Below are 20,471 nucleotides of genomic sequence, written 5' to 3'. Positions count from 1 at the left end.
GGATATTTCGGCGGCGTTTCTTGATAGCCGCCGAATTCACCGGCACATTATCAATTACGCAAGGCTCTCAGCAACCGCTGCGACGGCTGGCCGTCGGTTTCCATACCCATGCGCGACTGGATGGCGCTGATTGCGGCTTTCGACCCGGAGCCGAAGTTCCCATCGACCTCACCGTTATAATAGCCGAGTTCCTTCATGCGGGTCTGCAGCTCGAATTTTTCGCGAATATCCAGCGTCCCATCGGGGCGTGGCCACTTCTGCTGCATACCGCCATAACCGGCGATCTCATCCGCAAGCAGGCCGACGGCGAGCGCATAGCTGTCGGAGGCGTTGTATTTCTTGATGGTGAAGAAGTTTTTCATCATCAGGAAACCGGGGCCGTTTGCCCCGCCCTGCAACTTCAGCATGGCGCGATCGGATCCGCGGGTGAAGTTCTTGCCGTTCGGGCGGGTGAAGCCAAGCTTCGCCCATTCCGCAATGGTCTTGGTCTGCCCTTCATAACGGGCGCCGCCACGCGGAACGGCGGTTTCATAACCCCAGGTCCGTCCGGGCTGCCAGCCGTTCTTGGAAAGCAGATTGGCCGCGGTCGCCAGCGCGTCCGGAATGGAGCGCCAGATGTCGCGCTTGCCGTTGCCATCCGCATCCACCGCATAAAGCAGGTAGCTGGTCGGGATGAACTGGGTATGACCCATCGCGCCCGCCCAGGAGCCCGTCAGCTGTTTCGGCGTCACATCGCCCGCCTGGAGAATCTTCAAAGCGGCGATCAATTGCGTGCGCGCGAATTTGGCGCGTTTGGGGTCGGAATAGCCGAGTGTTGCCAGCGCCTGCGGAATATTGTGCAGCCGCTCAGGCTTTTCGAGAACCGCACCGTAATTCGATTCCATCGACCAGATGGCCAGAATGATATGCTTGTCGACATTGAAGTTACGCTCGATCCAGTTGAGGGTCGTTGCGTGCTTCATCTTCATCTCGCGGCCGATCCGCACTGTATACGGATTGACCCGGGAATCGAGATAATCCCAGATTTGCGTGGTGAATTCCGGCTGGAAGGTGGCCTTGCGCAGCGCGTCGGGATCCGGCTCGCTGACACCGGCAAAGGCTTTCTGATATGTCGCTCTGCTAATGCCTTCTTTTGCGGCTGTTGCGTAGAACTGGTTGATCCACTGACGGAATCCTTGATCGGCGCGGGCCGAAACGGGCGCCAGCGAGATTGCCAGGCCTGCAACCACCATGCAGCCGAATTTGCGGACATCGGAAAGGATCATCTTTGTCATCGTCTGTCTTTCGTTCTCTCGAATGTCATTTCGATTGCGAAAACGCATCGGGCGTCATCATGGATAACAAAAGAACGTCAACAAATTCTTTACCATTAATAGATGGTAGCGTCACCCTTTACAAAACGTTGTTATTTTTGAAATAACAACAGCGTGCGGGGATTGTGATCAAGCTTTATCTCTCAGGAGGGATATGTGGTAGAACAGAAGAAAATTCGGAAGGCCGTATTTCCGGTCGCGGGTCTCGGCACGCGTTTCCTGCCCGCAACCAAGGCGGTTCCGAAAGAAATGCTCACCGTCGTCGACAAGCCGGTCATTCAATATGTCGTCGATGAGGCGGCGGAAGCGGGCATTGAGCATTTTGTATTTGTCACCGGCCGCGGCAAGGCGGTGATCGAAGATTATTTTGATATTCAATTTGAACTCGAACAGATGCTGCGCGAGCGCAACAAGAATGCCGAGCTGACATTGCTGGCCGGCCTTCTGCCCAAGGCGGGCACCGCGAGCTTCACCCGCCAGCAGGTGCCGCTTGGTCTCGGCCATGCGGTCTGGTGCGCCCGCGATATCGTCGGCGACGAGCCTTTCGCCGTGCTTTTGCCCGACATGATCATGCATTCGCAGAAAAGCTGCCTGAAGGGCATGGTCGAACTATACGACCAGACCCAGGGCAACGTCATCGCGGTGCAGGAATGCGCTCCCGATCAGACGCATAAATACGGTATCGTCGGCGTGGGTGACGCCGTGGGCGAAGGTTTCAAGATCACGGAAATGGTCGAAAAGCCGGCCAAGGGTACGGCGCCGTCGAATTTCTATATCAACGGCCGTTACATCCTTCAGCCCGAGATTTTCGACATTCTCGAAAATCAGGAGCGTGGCGCCGGCAACGAAATCCAGCTGACGGACGGCATGCTGACACTTGCCAAATCACAGCAGTTCTCCGGCTATCATTTCCGCGGCCAGACCTTCGACTGCGGCGCCAAGGATGGTTTCATTCTTGCCAACGTCGCTTTCGCGCTGGAGCGTGGCGATATTCGCCCTGCGATCGAAGAGCCGATCAAGGCCCTGATCGGCGGGCTGAAGTAATCCACCAGAACAGAAACGGGATCCCGGCCTCAGCGCCGGGATTTCTTTTTGGCCGAAGCCTATCGCTTGAGGACAAGTCCTGCGCCGACACGTAGCTCGCTGCTGTCATAAACCGGTGTCCACTGGTAGCTGACGTCCGCCGTCAGGTCGAGATAGCGGTTCAACCCCCAGGTCAGGCCGGCGCCTGCGGTATATTCAACGGCATTTTCCATGTCTGAAGAGGGGAATGTGCGATGCACGACCTGTCCCGTCAGGCGGGCAACGAGGTTGCTGCGCAATTCGTGGGTCAGGCCGGCATCCAACCGATAGGAAACCCAGCCGCCCTGTGGTCCGCCGGCGAAGTCCTCTATCGTCGTGCGCAGACCGAGATTGACGTTCGTGCCGCGCTGGGGTGACCAGTTGAGCTCGCCATCCAGCGTCAATGCGCCGATCGAGGCAAGGCGATCGTCGTCATATTGCTTGCGCAAATAACCGATGGCGGCCTCGCCGCGGGTCTTCTCGCCAAGATCGACTTCCGCGCCGACCTTCGCCCCATAGGCATTGGAGGAACGGGCATAGCCGGAATTGTCGAGACGCCTGTCATATTTGGTCGTCCCGGCATTCAGTTCCAGGAAGGGGATGAGCGCCGGCGACAACTCATAACCGATGCGTCCACGCAGGTTCGCGCCGTTCTGATCGCGGTCGCTGAGGCTGATCGGCCGGCCGTCGATGCCTTTCGCATCCGTATAGACCGTGCGCGACAGATCGAGCGCCGCCAGGCCGCGCAGCTTGCCGAAATCCCGCTCTATCGACGCGCCGGTGGTGAAGCGGTGCTCACCGCCTTGCACGGCAGCGCCGGTGAGAGCATTGGGGTCCGTCGTGTCCTCGCGGCTGAATTCATAACCGGCCTTGAGATTGGCCGTCGTTTCTTCACCGAGATCGAGGCGTAGATCGGCCTCTATCCTTGCCCGGGGCTCTTCGCCGTCCTTGTCGCTGCCGAAGTTCCTCTCCCAGGCCCCGTCGCCCGTCACCGTCAAAGCGTGACGGGACCAGTCGCTGGTGAGCGTGCCGCGTATGCCTGTCGTCAGATAGTTGCGTCTGGAGGGGCCGCCGGTATTCGTCTGCTTTTCCGTATTGATCGTCTGGCTGATTGACGGTCGCAGCAGGAACGTGCCGAGCCGGATGCCGGGCGTCTGTCCGGGTTCGGTCGCTATCCGTGGGTTTTCGCCACCGTCTACCGTCGGCTCATAGGGGTTTTCGGCCTCGGCAGAGGGTTGGCTTGCGTCGTCCTGCTGTTCGTAAATAGGATCGCCGGGATTGGTGGAGGGACGCCAGAGTTGTGGTGCGGGCGTGGTCGTAGCTGTGGCCGTGACAGTGCCGGTGCTCACCCCGCTGTCCGTCGCCGGTGTGGGTGAAACTGCTCCGTCGACGGCAGAAGCGGCGCCCGGCAAGACAGGTATGGCTGTCGTTGCAGTCTGCGCGAAGACGCTTCCCTGCGGGTAAAAAATCGTGCAGGCGAGCAGCAGGGTTGCTGCTTTCCGCGACGTCGGCAGACGTGTGGCGGTGCCCTTCACGTTCATTCCTTTTCACCCGGCAAGTTTGGCCGATGCCGGATCGAAGGGCCACCAAGACATCCCCTCAGGCCCGATGAGTAATAGGCCGATGAAATGACGTGAAGAAACCAGGGACCAGACAGGCGACGCAAGTTTTAACATCGCTTTAACAATAGGTTTTTTATGGTTAACAGTTGATAAACATCGCCGGAATTTCGGTGTTATGGTAGGAGCGCAAAGCCAACGGCGCCGATCATCAGGCCCGGTGGGACGATTTCACCCGTCACCATGACTGGAAGAAAATGGTCAAGAATGCAAAATATTCCTAATATGAGAAGATTAAAACGTTTCAATTTGGTGCGGAATCGCCCTATGGTTTATATGGGCTGATCTTCTATTGCCCAACAAGTGGTATTGAATTTTATTTTGTGTGACAGCATCGTTTCATGAATCCGGTTTTGAACACCAAGCAGCTCGGTTTTTATTGTTGGGATATTACCAATGACCGTTTCTATCTAGACGAAGTATGTGCCAAACTCTTTGGAATTCCGCTGCGACAGGCAATGCAGGGGATCAGCATTTTTCAGATGCTTGAAAAAGTGGATCTCGATCATCGAAACCGCGTGATCGAATCGGCATTGATCACCCTGAAGGCCGCAAGTTTTTATAATCAGGAATACGCTGTGCGCCGCAGCGACGGCTCGGTCTCATGGGTAAGGACGCTCGGGCGGTATCTGGTCGACGAGGAAAACATCCCCTTCAAACGGCTTGGAACGATGGAGGAGATTTCTCCGCCGGATCGGCGTCATTGACGAGGCGCCGCTTTACCGAAACCGTTGGAGATTTTCGGGCGGTATCTACTAAAACCCTGCGCCCGCCGGTGAAGAGTGGACTTATTTCGGTTGAAAGAGTAACAGTCGGCCATGATTACACGCGCCGTCAAATTGGTCGAAGACAACGCCATCGAATCCGCCGTGCGGACGATCTCAATGGAGCGGGCTGGCCTTGCCGCCCTCGAGGATGCTCTGAGGAACGGTCTTTCTGACCCATTCTGCAAGGCGATCGAGACCATCGGCCAGTCGAACGGCCGTCTCATCATTACCGGGGTCGGAAAAAGCGGCCATATAGGCGCAAAACTTGCCGCCACCTTCGCTTCCACCGGCACGCCCGCCTTTTTTGTGCATGCGGCTGAGGCCAATCACGGCGATCTCGGCATGATCGGCGGCGATGATGTGGTACTGGCCATTTCCAAGGGTGGTGAAAGCGCTGAATTGCGCAGCATCATCAATTATTCCCGCCGTTTCTCGATTCCGCTGATCGCGCTCACCTGTTCGGAAAATTCATCGCTGGCGCGGGCTTCCGACATCGTGCTGCTGGTTCCCAATGAGCAGGAAGCCTGCCCGCTCGGCCTTGCGCCGACGACCTCTACGTTGATGCAGCTTGCGCTGGGCGATGCCCTGGCCGTTGCGCTGCTGGAGGCGCGCAATTTCACTGCCGGTGACTTCAAGGTGTTCCATCCCGGCGGCAAGCTGGGGGCGAGCCTGACGCTGGTCGGCGATATCATGCATACGGGCGATCGCGTGCCGCTGGTCAACAAGGGAACGGCCATGCCGGAAGCAGTCGGTGTTCTCTCGCGCAAGCATTTTGGCTGTGTCGGCGTTCTGGACGAGGATGGCCGCCTGTGCGGCATCGTCACCGAGGGCGATATGGCGCGCAACCTGTCGCGCAACCTCGCCGAGATGACGGTCGATGACATCATGACCCGCACGCCGAAAACCGTCAAAAAATCCGTGCTGGCGACCAGTGCGCTGGCGACGCTGGAAAAATTCCACATTGGCGCGCTGATTGTCATCGATGAGGATAACCGGCCCATTGGGCTGGTGCATTTCCACGATCTCTTGAGAATTGGCGTGGCTTGAAGCCGTCGCCGATCTTGAACTTATCGGTCTAGCGGCTCGATTGTCAGCGTGCGTCCGCGTGCGGAAGCTATTCTTACCCGGGTGCCGGCCGGCAGGTCTTCGCCGTTGACCGGCCACCATGTGTCGTCCAGCCTGATCCGGCCACGCCCTTCGACAATCGGTTCCTGAAGGGTCGCGGTGCGTCCGACAAGGCTTGCCTCCCGCTGGTTGAGGAAGGGTTCGTCGCTTGCAGCCCGGTTTCTTCCGAAATATTTCCGGCCGAGCAGGGCGAAAACGATGGAGAGCGCGGCAAACAGCACCAACTGCAATTGCCAGGCCCAGAATGCAGCATCCCACAAAAGCAGCGAGACCGCGCCGATAACCAGCGCGGCGAGGCCGATCCAGATCAAGAACACGCCGGGAGCGATGAGTTCGGCGGCCAGAAGCACGAAGGCGACGATCCACCAGCTCCACGGCCCCAGCTCAGTGGCAAGCTGTTGTAACATCGTCATTTCTCCGACGAAGAACCGAATGGATTACCAGGGATCGTGACGTTGATGCTCTGGCCGGAGGGTCGCGTCGGCGGCACGGAGCGGGACGCCGTGGAGGTGGCAGGCGCAGTCGGTGCGTCGCCCCTTTCGCCGAAAACCTCTTTCGCAATCGTGCCGATACCGCCGAGGGAACCGATCAGCGCCGAAGCCTCCATCGGCATCAGCACGATTTTGGAATTCTTCGCGGTGCCGATCTCGGCGAGTGCCTCGGTGTATTTCTGGGCGACAAAATAGTTAATGGCGTGGACATTGCCGGCGGCAATGGCTTCCGAGACCATGCGGGTGGCGTTGGCCTCGGCCTCGGCCAGACGTTCGCGCGCCTCGGCGTCGCGGAACGCCGCCTCGCGTTGGCCTTCGGCCTCAAGAATGGCGGATTGCTTTGCGCCTTCCGCGCGCAGAATCTGGGCGTTGCGGGCACCTTCGGCTTCCAGCACCTGTGCGCGTTTTTCGCGCTCCGCCTTCATCTGCCGCGCCATGGAATCGACGAGATCCTTCGGCGGCGCGATGTCCTTGATTTCGATGCGGGTGACCTTGATTCCCCATGGCCCGACGGCCTCATCGACCACGCGCAGCAGGCGATCGTTGATGGCGTCACGGTTCGACAGCAACTCGTCGAGGTCCATCGAGCCCATCACCGAGCGGATATTGGTCATGGTAAGGTTCTGGATGGCGTTTTCCAGATTGGCGATCTGATAGGCGGCCTGCGCGGCGTTCAAAACCTGGTAGAAGGCCACCGCATCGGCAGAAACGCTGGCATTGTCGCGGGTAATGACTTCCTGGGTGGCGATATCCAGCACCTGTTCCATCACATTCATGCGGGCGCCGATACGCTCGAAGAAGGGTATGATCAGGTTAAGGCCCGGTTCGAGCGTGCGGGTATAACGCCCGAAACGTTCAACCGTGTAGCGATATCCCTGCGGCACGGTCTTGATGCCGGCAAACAGCACCAGAATGACCAGAACCACTGCCGCCAGCACGACGATATCGAAACCGCCCAATGCAATCATCACTTTTCCTCCAGATCAGAACCATGCGGGCTTTAGCCCGGCTTCGTTATGGCAAGATTACACCCACCCTTGCAACTCCCGTCTCACAACCTTTTCGAGAACATTCATGCCCTCGGCACTGTCGTTCAGGCAGGGAATATGGGTAAATTTCTCGCCGCCATTATGCAGGAAAATCTCGCCCGCTTCACCGGCGATTTCTTCCAGTGTCTCAAGACAATCCGAAACGAAGCCGGGGTTCATCACGGCAATGCGCTTGACGCCTTCCGACGCCAGCTTTTCCACGGTCTTGTCGGTATAGGGCTGCAACCATTCCTCCGGCCCGAAACGCGACTGGAAGGTGATCATGAAATTTTTCTCTGTACGCCCCAGCGCCTCGCGCAGCAGCCGGGCGGTTTTCTGGCAGTGACAATAATAAGGATCGCCTTTTTTGAAATAGGATTGCGGAATGCCGTGGAATGACGTGATCAGCATTTCCGGTTCCCAGTCCAGCGTCGCCAGATGGTTTTTCACCGAGGCGGCAAGCGCCTCGATATAGGCCGGATCGTCATGATATGGCGGGACGGTGCGGATGGCTGGTTGCCAGCGCAGCTTCATCAGGTGTTCGAAAGCCTTGTCGTTCACAGTTGCCGTCGTCGACGCAGCATATTGCGGATAAAGCGGGAAGAGCAGGATTTTTTCGCAGCCCAGTTCCTTCAGCGCGTCGATCCTCGAGGCGATGGAGGGCTGGCCGTAACGCATGCCCCAGTCGACCACAACATTTGGCAGGTCTTTCAGCGCTTCCGCCAGCAACTCGCCCTGGCTGCGTGTATAGGTGCGCAGATAGCTTTCGTTGCGCTCGTGGTTCCAGATTTCCTCATAGGCCTTGCCGACTTTCTGCGGGCGCTTGTTGAGGACAATGCCGTAAAGTATCGGATACCAGTAGAGACGCGACCATTCGATTACCCGCTTGTCGCTCAGGAATTCCGCCAGATAACGGCGCATCGACCAATAATCCGTACCGTCAGGCGTGCCGAGATTGACCAGCAGGACGCCGACCTTGCCAAATGCCGTGCGGGGATGGTTTGCGGGGAGTGCGGATAGTTCTGTCGCCATGAATGACACCCTGAAACTCTGACTGTTTGCGTGAGGAGCGGTTCGTTCCGGATAAGGGCTGAAACGCTCCATCTTCTGTTGATGCGCGCCGAACGCTAACCGCGGCGGGGTTTGGGCCGACGATGCCCGAGCTATACGCTCGTGCGGTCAATTCGTTCACGTGTTCTAGACGAAATTTTTCAGGATTAAACTACCGGTGAAGGCTATTTCCCGGGGGGAGAAAGCCACGCGCGGTCCCTTGCAAAAATTTGATCCGTAACGGTTTGTTTTAAAAGGAAAATAGGAAGCCGACCCCGATATCCGAGGGCCGGCTTCCTGTCTGCGGCAAATTGCCCTGTCTGTTCCCGTTCGGCTTATTGAGCCGGCAGTTCCAGTTCCTCACCGATCTCGATGTGGTTCGGATGCTTCAGCGTGTTTGCCTTGGCAATTCTGCTCCAGAGAGCGCCGTCGCCATATTTCTCCGCTGCGATCTTCCAGAGCGAGTCGCCCTTTTCAACGACATATTTGCTGGCGGCTGCTTGTGCAGTTGCAGGCGCTGCCGGGGCCATCGCAGCGGGCGCCGGTGCAGCGCCGGTGGTTGCGGCGGGCGCGGCGGCGGCGGGGGCTGATGCCGGCGGTGCTGGCTGTTTTGCAGGCGCCACGTAATCCGCAGGAGTTGCGTCGGTGATGCGGCCATCCATATGCGGCTTGTAGGGGCTGTTGGCGCTGATATAGGCCGCAACCGCGTCTTCAAGGCTTGGGCCGAAGTCATAGGGGTTTATCGCCTTGGTCGCGAAGACCTTGTAGCCGTCACCACCCGAGCGCATGTAGTTGTTGGAGACGACGCCATAGGTCTTGTTGGGGTCGAGCGGCACGAAGCTTTCGCCTTCCTTGACCTCGACGGAAACAACGCGGCTACCTGGCGGTTTGGAGCGGTCGAACGAATATTTGAGGCCGGCGACCTGCGCAAAACGGCCGGCGCCTTCTTCGATCTGGCTTGCGCCGTTCTCAAGAGCCGCGACCAGATCCGAACCTTTCAGCTGAAACGTGGCAATGGAATTCTGGAACGGCAGGACCGTCAGGACTTCACCCATCGTTACCGTTCCGGCATCGATGGAGGCGCGCAAACCGCCGCCGTTCTGGATGGCGATGGTCACGCCCTGATCCTTGACGCGATCCAGCAGCGCGTCGGAAACGAGATTGCCCATCGTGCATTCCTTGGCGCGGCAAACTTCACGCGAACCGTCGATCACACTTTCGGAGGAGCCGATTTCCTTTTTCTTCATCTCCTCGAGCGGGCCGGCAAGCTCCGTCACGCGTTTGGTGAATGCATCGTCCGGCGTAACCGAGACATCGAGAAGTTTCGGTGCGCCTTCGGCGGATTTGACGACGCCATTGTCATCGAAGGTCACGGCGAGGTCGCCGAGATATTTCGAATAGGCGTAGGCCGTTACGATTGGAACATCGATCCCCGACGGGTTCTTGACGAGCGTGGGATAAGGACCGGCGGCCTTGGGGTCGGTGCTGGAAAGCAGGGTGTGGCTATGACCGCCGACAATGACATCGATACCGTCCACCGCCTGCGCTATTTCCTGATCCCGGACGTAACCGACATGCGAAAGCAGCACGATCTTGTTGACACCCTGATCCTGAATTTCCTTTACGGCGCCTTTCAGATAGGCGATCTCGTCTTCGAAGCTGATCTTGTCGCCCGGCGAGGAGGTCTCGTTGGTGTCGGTCGCAAGCACCGAAACCACGGCGACCTTCTGACCGCCCAGATCCTTGATGACGTAGCCCTTGTACTTATCGGCCAGAATGGAGCCTGCGGCCGCCTTGGTGTTTCCGGAAATGATCGGGAACTTCAGCGCGTTGATGAATTTCAGCAGCTCTTCCGGACCGTCATCGAATTCATGATTGCCGATTGCCATGGCATCGAAGCCGATGCCGTTCATGAATTCAGCAATCGGTTCGCTCTTGTACTGCGTATAGAACAGCGAGCCCTGGAACTGATCACCGGCATCGAGAACGAGGAGGTTGGCGTTGCTGCCAAGCTCTCCGCGGCGCGCGTCGATCGCGCCTTTCACACGGGCGATACCGCCGAAGCATTCCTTCTTTTCCGTTTCGGCAGGTGAGCAGGTCGAATCGAATTTGTTGATCGCCTCGATACGTGAGTGAAGGTCATTGATGTGAAGAATGTTAAGTTTGTAGTCGGCCAGAGCGACCCCGGCTGAAAGCGTCATTACCGAAACGCTCAGCATACCCAGCGCCAAAATTTTCCTCATCGTCCCTCTCTCTTGTTCAAAGCGGAAGTACAGGCCGGCTGATCATCCTCCGACCGAACTCATTTTTTAATCCGAAAACATGTCAGTCTTTCGAACGCCGGATGTTTCCATTTAGCGGCAGCCGCCGCAAGCGAAATTATGACAGGCGCGCAATAAAGAAAAACGCACGCTGAAGGCGTGCGTTTCAGAAGGTCATCCCATTAAAAAAACGGTGCTATCAGCCCTGACGCGTCAGCGAGAACTGGCTGTTCGTATCCGTCGTGCAGTTCAATTGTGACGGGGAGACGAGGGCGCAGTTTACGCGCGACTGCGTGTTGCGCACCAGCGAGGTCATGTTGATTTCGTAAAGCGTCGGCGAAATCGTGACATAGGTGCCGGAGGCCAGAAGCGTGTTGGTGTCGGTCGAACGGGTGGAGAAGGCGCCGTTCTGGAAGGTCGATACGATGCCGTTACGGTCGATCCAGCGACCGTCGACGGCCGGGCCGCGGGAAAGCGAAGGCGCCATCGAGGACTGCTGCGAGGGTCCCGGCGCGACGCATGAAGACACCGCTATGGCGGCTGAAAGCAAAGCAGCGCTTGTCTTGAAGTTCATGAGCCTGTTCTCCTGCGATTCGATGAAACTTTCTATGCTTCGACCATGCCGTGAAGCGTTTCTTATTTCAAGGCAACGTTGCTCGCTCTCCCCGGTTCCTGACGTCATTCAGGAAAGCCTCTGCGTGACAAATATGAGACTCCGTCCCGTCAGCGCACGAGGATGTTGCGAAACTGCCAGGGGTCGGACGTATCGATGTTGTCGGGAAACAGGCCGGGGCGGCCATCGGTCGGTTTCCAGTCGGTATAATGGCCCTCCACGGGTCCGAGATAGGGGCGCTGCACCTCGAGACAACGGCGGTAATCCATTTCATCCGCCTCGACGATGCCGGCTTCAGGATTTTCGATTGCCCAGACCATGCCGGCCAGAACCGCGGAACTGACCTGCAATCCGGTGGCATTCTGGCTGGGCGCAAGCAAACGCGCCTCCTGCAGGCTCAACCGCGACCCATACCAATAGGCATTCCTGTCATGGCCATAAAGAAGAACGCCGAGTTCATCGGCGCCGTCGACAAGCTCGTCTTCGGTAAGCACATGCTGGATGGGCTGAGGGGTGCCGCCATTGCCGAAAAGTTCATGCAGGGAAAGAATGGCGTCGTTGCAGGGATGATAGGCATAATGGCAGGTCGGCCGATACGTCACGTCGCCATCATCGTTGCGGACGGTGAAATAGTCGGAAATCGAAATCGCTTCGTTATGCGTGACGAGAAATCCATATTGCGGACCAAGACCCGGACACCATGTCCGCACCCGCGTATTGGCGCCGGGCTGGTCGAGATAGATCGCCGCCTTGCTTCCCTTTTTCTGTTTTTTCGCGTTTTTCGGCATCCAGTTTTCATGTGTTCCCCAGCCGAGTTCGGCGGGCTGAAAACCCTCCGCGATAAAACCTTCAACGGACCATGTGTTCCAGAAAGCGCCGAAGGGCTTGGGTTCCTTCGCCCGCTGGGTGTCGCGTTCGGCCACGTGAACGCCTTTGACGCCAAGCCGCTTCATCAGCTTTGCCCAGCCCTCCCGGTCATGTGGCTGTGGCTCCTCGATGTCGTGGCCGGTATCCTTGGCGAGATTGACGAGCGCCTGTTTCACGAACCAGGACACCATGCCCGGATTGGCGCCGCAGGTGGAAACCGCCGTCGTGCCGCCCGGCTTGCGCGCCCTTTCCTTCAACATGGTCTCGCGTAGCGAATAGTTGGTACGGGCCGCATTGTCGGCATCGGCGTCGAAATAAAACCCGGGCCAGGGTTCGACGACCGTGTCGATGTAAAGCATGCCATGCTTGCGGCAAATCCGCATCAGATCGACGGAGGCGGCATCGACCGAAAGATTGACGCAGAAGCCCTGGCCCTGAACGCCCTTGAGGAGCGGCTTCAAAATCTCGCGGTAATTTTCCTTGGTCAGATGCGTCTGGATATGACGGATGTTCCTTTCGGCCAGAAAGGCGGCGATGTCCTCGCGCGGGTCGATGACGACGAGCCGGGTCCTGTCGAAATTGAAATGACGTTCGATCAACGGAAGAGTACCGCGCCCGATGGAGCCGAAGCCGATCATGATGATGGGGCCGTCAATATTGCCGTAAATCGGGTGGTTTGCATCCGTCATTCGTCAATTTTCCTTTTTCAGCCAATAAGTAAGCTAGATCACAAAAGCGTGCCACAATAAAGGGCAGGTGGATGACGGACATATGACGATGGTTATGACAGGACGGGCTCGGGCATCCTTTCCACCGCATTCTGCCTCTTCGCATTTTAGAGAGTGCGTTTATAATTAAGTTCTTCTTTTCCTCTCTATGTCCAAAGGCTTGGGGGCTTTGGCCGGATGACGACGGGGGAGTTTTCGCCATCGCAGGGGAGTTGCCCGTTGAATAATCTTATCGAGCGTGTCGCAGCGCTTCAGAGCGCCACCCCCGTTCTTATTGCCCTTTACGATTCCGAGGATCGGTTGCGCCATGCCAATCCGTCGTTTCGGGAAAGCTTTCAGCTTGCCGCCAACGATTTTCCGACCTGGGCGGACATCATGCGGTTGAACCATCGGCTGCGCAGCGGCGTCGTCGTCCGCAACAATGATTTCGAGGGGTGGCTGTTGTCGGCGCAATCCCGACGCGGCAAGCTGCCTTATCGCGCCTTTGAGATGGACATGTATGACGGCCGCTGGTTCTGGATGACGGAAACGGTGCAGCAGGATGGCTGGATGCTGTGTGTCGCAAGCGACGTTACCGAATTGCGCCAAGGTTACAGGACGCTAAGACAGGACAGGGATCTGGCGGTGCGCGCCTCGCAGACGGATGAATTGACCGGGACTGCAAACCGCCGCTTCGTCTTCGCCAAGCTGGCTCTGCAGGTGGAACGGGTTGCCAAGGGGCTGGAAACGCCCTTTTGCCTGTGCACGCTCGATATCGATTTCTTCAAGCAGATCAACGATCGTTTCGGCCATAAATGCGGGGATGCGGTGCTTCGCGATTTCGTCGGCATCGCCCATTCCGTCATCCGGCGGGTGGATTGTTTCGGCAGGATCGGCGGCGAGGAATTCATGCTCATCCTGCCGCGCAGCACGGTGGTCGAGGGCCGGGAGATCGTCGAACGGCTGCTGCAGAAGGTGCGTCTTTCGAGACCCCTCTCTGAATTCCCGGATTTTTCCTACAGCTGCTCGGCCGGGCTGACGGTGTATCGCGCACCGGAAAGCACGGATGATGTTTTCATGCGGGCGGATCAGGCTCTTTATGCGGCCAAGGACAAAGGCCGCGACCGGCTTCTGGCGGTGACTGTTTAGACGAGTTCCGCCGCAATCAATCCATGCAGCGAATTGCCGACGAAGAGTTTCCGGCCGGCAATGTCGTCCGGTTTCAGCGACTGTCCGCGCGCCCTGCGGTCGCGGATCAGATCGGCGCGCAGCACACCCGGCAGAATGCCGCTGTCGAGCGGCGGCGTCAGCAATTGCCCGTCCGGCATTTCGACGAAAATGCTGGTCGACGATCCCTCGCACAACTCGCCGCGCTCGTTGAGGAGCAGAACCTCGTCGGCCTCTCCGGCTGAAAATTCGGCCCGGGCGGCGTCATAGGGCTCGCGGCGTGAGGACTTGTGACGATAGAAGGTGTCGGAAGAATCGAGCGTGGTCTGTCGGGCGATGCGAACCCGCCAGACGGTATCCTGCCGCAAGGGCTGGAAGTCGGCGGTTTCGACGTCGAGTTCGCCCTTGTAGTTCATGACCAGCCTGACGCAGAGCGGCTTTTCGCCGCCCACCTTCTTTTCCAGCACCTGAAGCGCATTGACCGGCGCGCGAAAACCGAGCGCGTCGGCCGAGCGCAGCAATCGGCGCATATGCTGGTCGATGCGCTGAAAGCCGGTCTGCGGCTCCCAGCGCAAGGTTTCCCTCAAGGTCAGATCGGCGGGTTTGCGTTTCATTACCTGTGCTCGTCGCCTGAATTGTTTACCGGTGTTTCCGCCGGCAATATCAACCGGCAAAGCTTGTCCGAAATAGGATAGCCCTGCCGGCGGAAGAGATTAAGCCTGTTTGTTATCCAGCGCTTCCAGCTCGTCGATCAGCCCTTCGATCATCGAAAGCCCCTTGTCCCAGAACGAGGGATCGGTCGCGTCGAGGCCGAAGGGTTTCAGAAGCTCCGAATGGTGTTTGGTGCCGCCCGCCTTCAGAAGCTCGAAATATTTCTCCTGAAAGCCCGTCTCTGCCTTCTGATAAACCGCATAGAGCGAGTTCACCAGGCAGTCGCCGAAGGCGTAGGCATAAACATAAAAGGGCGAGTGAATGAAATGGGGGATGTAGGTCCACCATGTCTCGTAGCCTTCGGAAATCCGGATCGCCGGACCAAGGCTCTCGGCCTGAACGGACAGCCACAATTCGCCGATCTGCCCGGAAGTCAGCTCGCCCAGCTTGCGGGCGGTATGCAGCTTGCGCTCGAATTCATAAAAAGCGATCTGGCGCACGACCGTGTTGATCATATCCTCGACCTTGCGGGCGAGCATGGCCTTGCGTTCCCTGATGTCTCTGGTGTCGTCAAGCAGCTTGCGGAAGGTCAGCATTTCCCCGAAAACGGAGGCTGTCTCGGCAAGCGTCAGCGGCGTGGCGCACATCAAGGCGCCCTGTTCGCCGGCCAGAACCTGATGAACGCCGTGACCAAGCTCATGGGCAAGCGTCATCACGTCACGCGGTTTACCGAGATAGTTGACCAGCACATAGGGATGGGCCGAAGGCACGGTCGGATGCGCGAAGGCGCCCGGCGCCTTGCCGGGGCGCGCGGGGGCGTCGATCCATTCTTCATCGAAGAAACGACGGGCAATATCGGCCATCTCGGGGGCGAAACTACCATAGGCGGAAAGCACCGTGTCCTTTGCCTCATCCCAAGGGATGATCGTGTTCGACGTATCGGGAAGCGGCGCGTTGCGGTCCCAATAATTCATCTGCTCCATGCCGAGCCATTTCGCCTTCATGGCGTAATAACGATGAGAGAGGCGCGGATAGGCTTTCTTGACCGCCGCGGCCAAAGCATCGACCACTTCGCGCTCGACGCGGTTGGCGAGATGACGGCTATCGGCAATATCCTCGAATTTGCGCCAGCGGTCGGAAATATCCTTGTCCTTGGCGAGCGTGTTGGTGATGAGTGTGAAGACGCGCAGATTGTCCTTGAAGGTGGCGCTCAGCGCCTGAGCCGCTTTCTTGCGGGTTTCCGGCTCCGGCTCCTGCAGCATGTTGAGCGTCACTTCCAGCGGCAGGCTCGCACCGTCTATGTCGAAACGCAGATCGGCCATCGTTTCATCGAACAGGCGGTTGAAGGCCGCTGCGCTGGTCATCGATTTTTCGAGGAAAAGCTGTTCCAGCTGGTCGTCGAGCTGGTGCGGCTTGTCCTTGCGCAAATCCACCAGCCAGGGGCGGTAGTGACCCGCTACTGCGTCATTCGCCATGCAGGCGTCCATCGTGGCGTCATCGATGCGGTTGAGCTCAAGGGTGAAGAACAGGAGGTGGGAGGAAATATCCGTCAGCTTCGCTTGGGCATCGCCGTAAAGCTTGCCGTTTGCCGGGTTCGACGTATCGGAAAAATAGGTGAGCCCGGCAAAGGAGCCGATGCGGCCGATGAGATCATCCAGCGCTTCATATTCCTTGAGCGCCGCGCCGATGCCCTTGTCGCCCGTCGCCTTTGCGGCAGCTTCAAGCCTGCCCTTCCATTTCTCCTCGAAAGCCGCCGCCATCGACGCCGCCTTGTCGAGATCGCCCTTGTATTCCGGCGAATCCCCCGATGGATAGAGGTCCGTCAGCTTCCAGCCGGGAAGGTCGCCAAGTGCCGGACCGGTGGTTTCGGCAAGGGAGAAGACGGGTTGCGGGGTCGGGCGGTTGAGGGTCATCGAACGTGTCCTTCTGATTATGCGTGCGAAGCATATGGGGACCTTGTTTCCCGCGGCAATGGATAAAATGCAAGCAATTCTCAAAACTGGATGTTCAAGTCTCCCATGCCAGAGTGCGGAATAAGGGACCGCATGAAGCAGGTCCATAAACCGGAAACCGGAGCTAAAAATGACCGCGCATGTTCTCGTGATAGACGATGATCCCGTCCAGCGCCGCCTGCTCAAAAATGCGGTGGAACGTTATGGGCATCTCGCCTTGCTTGCCGAAAACGGCAAGGCGGGGCTGGAACTGCTCAAGCAATATAGCGGCGAGATCAACGTCATTGTCCTCGACCTCATGATGCCTGAAATGGACGGGCTTACCTTTCTCAAAGCTATCGGCGAAGTCGGCACCGATGTTCCTGTCATCGTTCAGACCGGTCAGGGCGGCATCGATACCGTCGTGCAGGCCATGCGCGCCGGCGCTTTCGATTTCGTCGTCAAGCCGGTTTCGCCGGAAAGGATCGGCGCTGCCATCTCCAATGCGCTCAAGCTCGACAGGAGAGAGGCAAAAGCCCGCACGGGAAGGCGCGGACGGAGCAATGCAGTGAATTTTACCGATATCGTTTCCGCAAGCCCGGCAATGCTGAGGGTTATCGAACTCGCGCAGCGCGCTGCCCAGTCCAGCATTCCCGTGGTGCTGGAAGGCGAATCCGGTGTGGGCAAGGAAATGGTCGCCCGCGCCATCCAGTCGGCCGGAGACAGGTCGAATAAGGCCTTCATCACCGTCAATTGCGGCGCCATTCCCCATAATCTCGTGGAAAGTATCCTCTTCGGCCATGAAAAGGGAGCCTTCACGGGCGCGACGGAAAAACATGTCGGCAAATTCATGGAGGCGGACGGCGGCACGTTGTTCCTCGATGAAATCGGCGATCTGCCGCTGGATGTGCAGGTGAAGCTGCTGCGCGCGGTCCAGCAAGGCGAAATCGAAACCGTCGGCTCCGCACGGGTGCAGAAGGTGAATGTGCGGCTGATTTCCGCCACCAACAAGAACCTCATCGAAGAGGTGAAGGAAGGCCGATTCCGCGAGGACCTTTATTATCGCCTCAACGTCTTCCCGATCACCATTCCGGCGCTGCGCCGCCGCAAGGAAGATATTCCCCATCTGGCGCGCGTTTTCGCCGAGCGCTTTTCGGCGGAACAGAAATTGCCCAATCCTGTTGGCCTTGACGCCAGCGCGCTGGCGCTGCTCACGGCCTATGACTGGCCGGGTAATATCCGTCAGCTCGAAAACGCCGTCTTCCGCGCCGTGGTGCTGTCGCAGGGTGAGGAACTGTCAGATTCCGATTTTCCGCAGATCGCCCTGCAACTGCCGGAATTTTCGACCGACGACGACGCGGACGATGTCATTCGCTCGCCTTCAGGGGCGTCGCTGAAGCTTGCGGCCTATTCACCGCCCCCTCCGGCGGTTGCTGAAAGCCATGCCGTCATCGAGGAGCCATCGGATATTTCCACCACCATCTACCGGGGCGGAAACCTGATCTCCAGCATGGATGAATCGGGCAACATCCGCAAACTGGCAGAAATCGAGGAAGAACTCATCCGTTTCGCTCTGCGCTTCTATCGCGGCCAGATGAGCCAGGTCGCCAGAAAGCTCGGCATTGGCCGCTCGACGCTTTATCGCAAGCTGAAGGATTATGGCATCGATCCCGACGATCCCCTTCGAGATGCAGCCTAACGGCACAAACCCCGCATTTGGAGGCAGATCGCAAAATTCGTTAACTTCTGAGCAAGGATATCCGCTTACCGTCTATAAACCTCTTGTTAGTGGCTGATTCACTATATAGAGGAAGGTTGTATGTGTGTGGCAATTTTGCCATCGTGTCACCGTATTTGACGTTCATTTGAGGCAATGTGACAGAAATTGTCTTCCAGGCGGGGATCGAATTGCCATATCTGCATCGGAATAACGCGCTTTCGACCAAGGTCGCGCGCGGCTTGATCAAGGATATATGCACGAAGCTGTCGGCGCGCGCTGTCACCTTTGCCTGCCTGATGCTCGCCGCAATGCCTTTCGTAGGTGTTTCGGCGACGGAAGCCGCCGCCGAGACGCGCAGCCTCAAACTGTATTATATCCATACACGCGAGAAGGCGGTCATCACCTTCAAGCGCAATGGAAAATATGATCAGAAAGGTCTGCAGGAGTTGAACCGATTCCTGCGCGACTGGCGTCGCAACCAGCCGACACGCATGGATCCGCGCCTTTTCGATCTCGTCTGGGAAGTTTATCGCCGCAGTGGCGCGACTGACTATATCAACGTTGTTTCGGCCTTCCGTTCGCCCGAGACCAATGGTCTGCTGCGCTCACGCACGAAGGGCGTTGCGGAAAAAAGCCAGCATATGCTCGGCAAGGCCATGGACTTTTATATCCCCGGTGTGAAGCTTGCCCGTCTTCGCGAAATCGGCATGCAGATGCAGATCGGCGGCGTCGGCTTTTATCCGACCTCAGGCTCTCCCTTCGTGCACATGGATGTCGGCGGCGTTCGCGCCTGGCCGCGCATGAGCCGCCAAGAACTCGTCCGCATCTTCCCGAACGGCAATACGCTGCATCTTCCTTCCGACGGCAAGCCGCTTCCCGGTTATGAGCAGGCGCTTGCCGATTACAAGAAGCGCGTCAGCTCCTCCTCCATTCAGGTTGCTTCCAGCGCCGGTGCAGGCCCTGCCTCATCTGGCGGCGGCAAGCGCAAGACGCTGTTGCAGGCCCTCTTTGGCGGCGGTGACGAGGATGAAGATCCAGATAGCATCGCAGCGCCGGCGCCCGCAGAGCGCCCCGCCGTTGCTCGCCCGGCGGCTCCGGAGCCTGAACCCAAGATTGCACTTGCTTCGGCACAGACGCTTCCGGGTGTAAACGATGCGCCGCTGCCGACGGCCCGACCCGCCTTCGGCAATCAGCCGCCGGCCAATACCGGCCTTGCGACGGCGCTTTATTCTCCGGCTCGCAATGCCGCGCAGGATGCCCTGCAGGCGGCGACCACGCCGACGCCGGCTTCCGCGCCTGCCGAGCGCCAGCAATTTGCCGATCTGGCTGAGGTATCCGTTCCGGTGCCCACGCTTCTCGGCCCGCGCGGCATGAGAGGTGATGCGGAAGGATCGATCCTGACGGCTTCTGTAGAGGGTGCGACACCGGCTGCAACCGGCGAACTCGCCTCTGTTCCGGTTCCCGCCAATCGTCCGGCCGTGGCGGAAGCCCTGCTGGCGGCGGCCAATGCCGACCCTGAAGGTGAGGACGATCTGGCCGAGGCGCAACAGGGTACGCTTTCGCCCACGGTGGTTGCCGCTCTTGAACAGAGCGGTCAGGCCGCCCGGTCGCAGGTCCAGTCGGCCGCGATGCCAACAGCTGCGCCATTCCCGGCCGCCGTCAACCACAAGGTTACCGTTGCGCCCGTCGAAACGGCCAAGGCCGAACCGCAGGCTGGCTTCGGTGATGCTTTCGACCTGAAGCCTGCTATCAATGGCGGCCTCAGCGCCGGCCTTCCGACCAAGGGTTCGCGCCCGAGCAAACAGGATGCCGCCGTTTCCCAGCAGGCCATGGTGGGCGGTGGACGCCTGACGCAGGATCTTATTTCGGATTGGGCGCTCAACCAGAACAAGGGTACGACCGGACGCTCGGTAAAGGCGCCGCGTGTTGTCGCCAATCGCATGCTCAGCAACGATATGTCGGCTTCCGCGACCTCCGCGAGCTTCAAGCCCGGTGCCGCGGCCATCGAATCCAGCCGCTTCAGCACGCCGGTGAAGATGCACTGAGCCAACTTTCATAAGGAAGACGGCCGAGAGGCCAACAAAAAACCCGCCGTTACC

The 20,471-nt window shown here is 58.5% G+C and carries 16 protein-coding genes; 6 read left to right on the top strand and 10 right to left on the bottom strand.

The window, feature by feature from the left end:
- Window positions 1–50: 50 nt before the first annotated feature.
- Window positions 51–1,274 carry a lytic murein transglycosylase gene (locus ACQZ48_RS03740; protein ID WP_077983613.1) on the bottom strand — a complete coding sequence of 408 codons (1,224 nt, stop codon included), beginning with the start codon at window positions 1,272–1,274 and terminating at the stop codon, window positions 51–53.
- Window positions 1,275–1,469: 195 nt separating this feature from the next.
- Here ACQZ48_RS03740 and galU point away from each other — a divergent pair, with 195 nt between their 5' ends.
- A complete protein-coding gene (galU, locus tag ACQZ48_RS03735; protein ID WP_191216837.1) occupies window positions 1,470–2,357 on the top strand; it encodes a UTP--glucose-1-phosphate uridylyltransferase GalU in 888 nt (295 codons plus the stop codon).
- A 59-nt stretch (window positions 2,358–2,416) separates the two neighbouring features.
- On the opposite strand, the gene uppP is transcribed toward galU, so the two are convergent.
- Complete coding sequence (gene uppP / locus ACQZ48_RS03730) at window positions 2,417–3,916, bottom strand: polysaccharide biosynthesis protein UppP (protein WP_448728546.1); 1,500 nt, start codon at window positions 3,914–3,916, stop codon at window positions 2,417–2,419.
- A 419-nt stretch (window positions 3,917–4,335) separates the two neighbouring features.
- Between uppP and ACQZ48_RS03725 the strand changes: the two genes are divergently transcribed.
- Entirely contained in the window at window positions 4,336–4,701 is a 366-nt protein-coding gene (locus tag ACQZ48_RS03725) for a PAS domain-containing protein (RefSeq protein WP_137411377.1), read from the top strand.
- A gap of 111 nt (window positions 4,702–4,812) precedes the next feature.
- On the top strand, window positions 4,813–5,808 hold the full coding sequence (locus ACQZ48_RS03720) for a KpsF/GutQ family sugar-phosphate isomerase (protein ID WP_137411378.1): 996 nt from the start codon (window positions 4,813–4,815) through the stop codon (window positions 5,806–5,808).
- Between the two features lie 20 nt (window positions 5,809–5,828).
- Here ACQZ48_RS03720 and ACQZ48_RS03715 read toward each other — a convergent pair whose 3' ends face one another.
- From ACQZ48_RS03715 to ACQZ48_RS03690, 6 genes are all read right to left on the bottom strand, one after another.
- On the bottom strand, window positions 5,829–6,293 hold the full coding sequence (locus tag ACQZ48_RS03715) for an NfeD family protein (RefSeq protein ID WP_077983505.1): 465 nt from the start codon (window positions 6,291–6,293) through the stop codon (window positions 5,829–5,831).
- A gap of 2 nt (window positions 6,294–6,295) precedes the next feature.
- Window positions 6,296–7,345, bottom strand: a complete 1,050-nt coding sequence (locus ACQZ48_RS03710; RefSeq protein WP_077983504.1) for an SPFH domain-containing protein — start codon at window positions 7,343–7,345, stop codon at window positions 6,296–6,298.
- A gap of 57 nt (window positions 7,346–7,402) precedes the next feature.
- Entirely contained in the window at window positions 7,403–8,437 is a 1,035-nt protein-coding gene (gene hemH, locus ACQZ48_RS03705) for a ferrochelatase (RefSeq protein ID WP_077983503.1), read from the bottom strand.
- Between the two features lie 353 nt (window positions 8,438–8,790).
- Complete coding sequence (locus tag ACQZ48_RS03700; protein ID WP_191216834.1) at window positions 8,791–10,698, bottom strand: 5'-nucleotidase C-terminal domain-containing protein; 1,908 nt, start codon at window positions 10,696–10,698, stop codon at window positions 8,791–8,793.
- Between the two features lie 217 nt (window positions 10,699–10,915).
- Window positions 10,916–11,290 (bottom strand): outer membrane lipoprotein Omp10, encoded by a 375-nt coding sequence (gene omp10, locus ACQZ48_RS03695; protein WP_077983501.1) that lies wholly within the window; start codon window positions 11,288–11,290, stop codon window positions 10,916–10,918.
- Between the two features lie 149 nt (window positions 11,291–11,439).
- A complete protein-coding gene (locus ACQZ48_RS03690) occupies window positions 11,440–12,885 on the bottom strand; it encodes a homospermidine synthase (protein WP_191216833.1) in 1,446 nt (481 codons plus the stop codon).
- 258 nt (window positions 12,886–13,143) lie between these two features.
- On the opposite strand from ACQZ48_RS03690, the gene ACQZ48_RS03685 reads away from it, so the two are divergent.
- The gene (locus tag ACQZ48_RS03685) at window positions 13,144–14,052 is read left to right on the top strand and encodes a GGDEF domain-containing protein (RefSeq protein ID WP_191216832.1); all 909 of its coding nucleotides are present in this window, start codon (window positions 13,144–13,146) and stop codon (window positions 14,050–14,052) included.
- Here the strand turns inward: ACQZ48_RS03685 and ACQZ48_RS03680 are convergent.
- Window positions 14,049–14,684 (bottom strand): aminotransferase class IV family protein, encoded by a 636-nt coding sequence (locus ACQZ48_RS03680; RefSeq protein ID WP_077983498.1) that lies wholly within the window; start codon window positions 14,682–14,684, stop codon window positions 14,049–14,051. The genes ACQZ48_RS03685 and ACQZ48_RS03680 overlap by 4 nt on opposite strands.
- A gap of 99 nt (window positions 14,685–14,783) precedes the next feature.
- Window positions 14,784–16,634, bottom strand: coding sequence for a M3 family oligoendopeptidase (locus ACQZ48_RS03675; RefSeq protein ID WP_448728545.1), 1,851 nt, complete (start codon window positions 16,632–16,634; stop codon window positions 14,784–14,786).
- 169 nt (window positions 16,635–16,803) lie between these two features.
- Here ACQZ48_RS03675 and ACQZ48_RS03670 point away from each other — a divergent pair, with 169 nt between their 5' ends.
- On the top strand, window positions 16,804–18,351 hold the full coding sequence (locus ACQZ48_RS03670; protein ID WP_191216830.1) for a sigma-54-dependent transcriptional regulator: 1,548 nt from the start codon (window positions 16,804–16,806) through the stop codon (window positions 18,349–18,351).
- A 176-nt stretch (window positions 18,352–18,527) separates the two neighbouring features.
- Window positions 18,528–20,417, top strand: coding sequence for a DUF882 domain-containing protein (locus ACQZ48_RS03665; RefSeq protein ID WP_191216829.1), 1,890 nt, complete (start codon window positions 18,528–18,530; stop codon window positions 20,415–20,417).
- Window positions 20,418–20,471 lie beyond the last annotated feature (54 nt).

It is taken from the genome of Agrobacterium sp. 22-209-1 (assembly GCF_053522485.1).
This window is presented reverse-complemented; position numbering and strand designations above follow the sequence as displayed.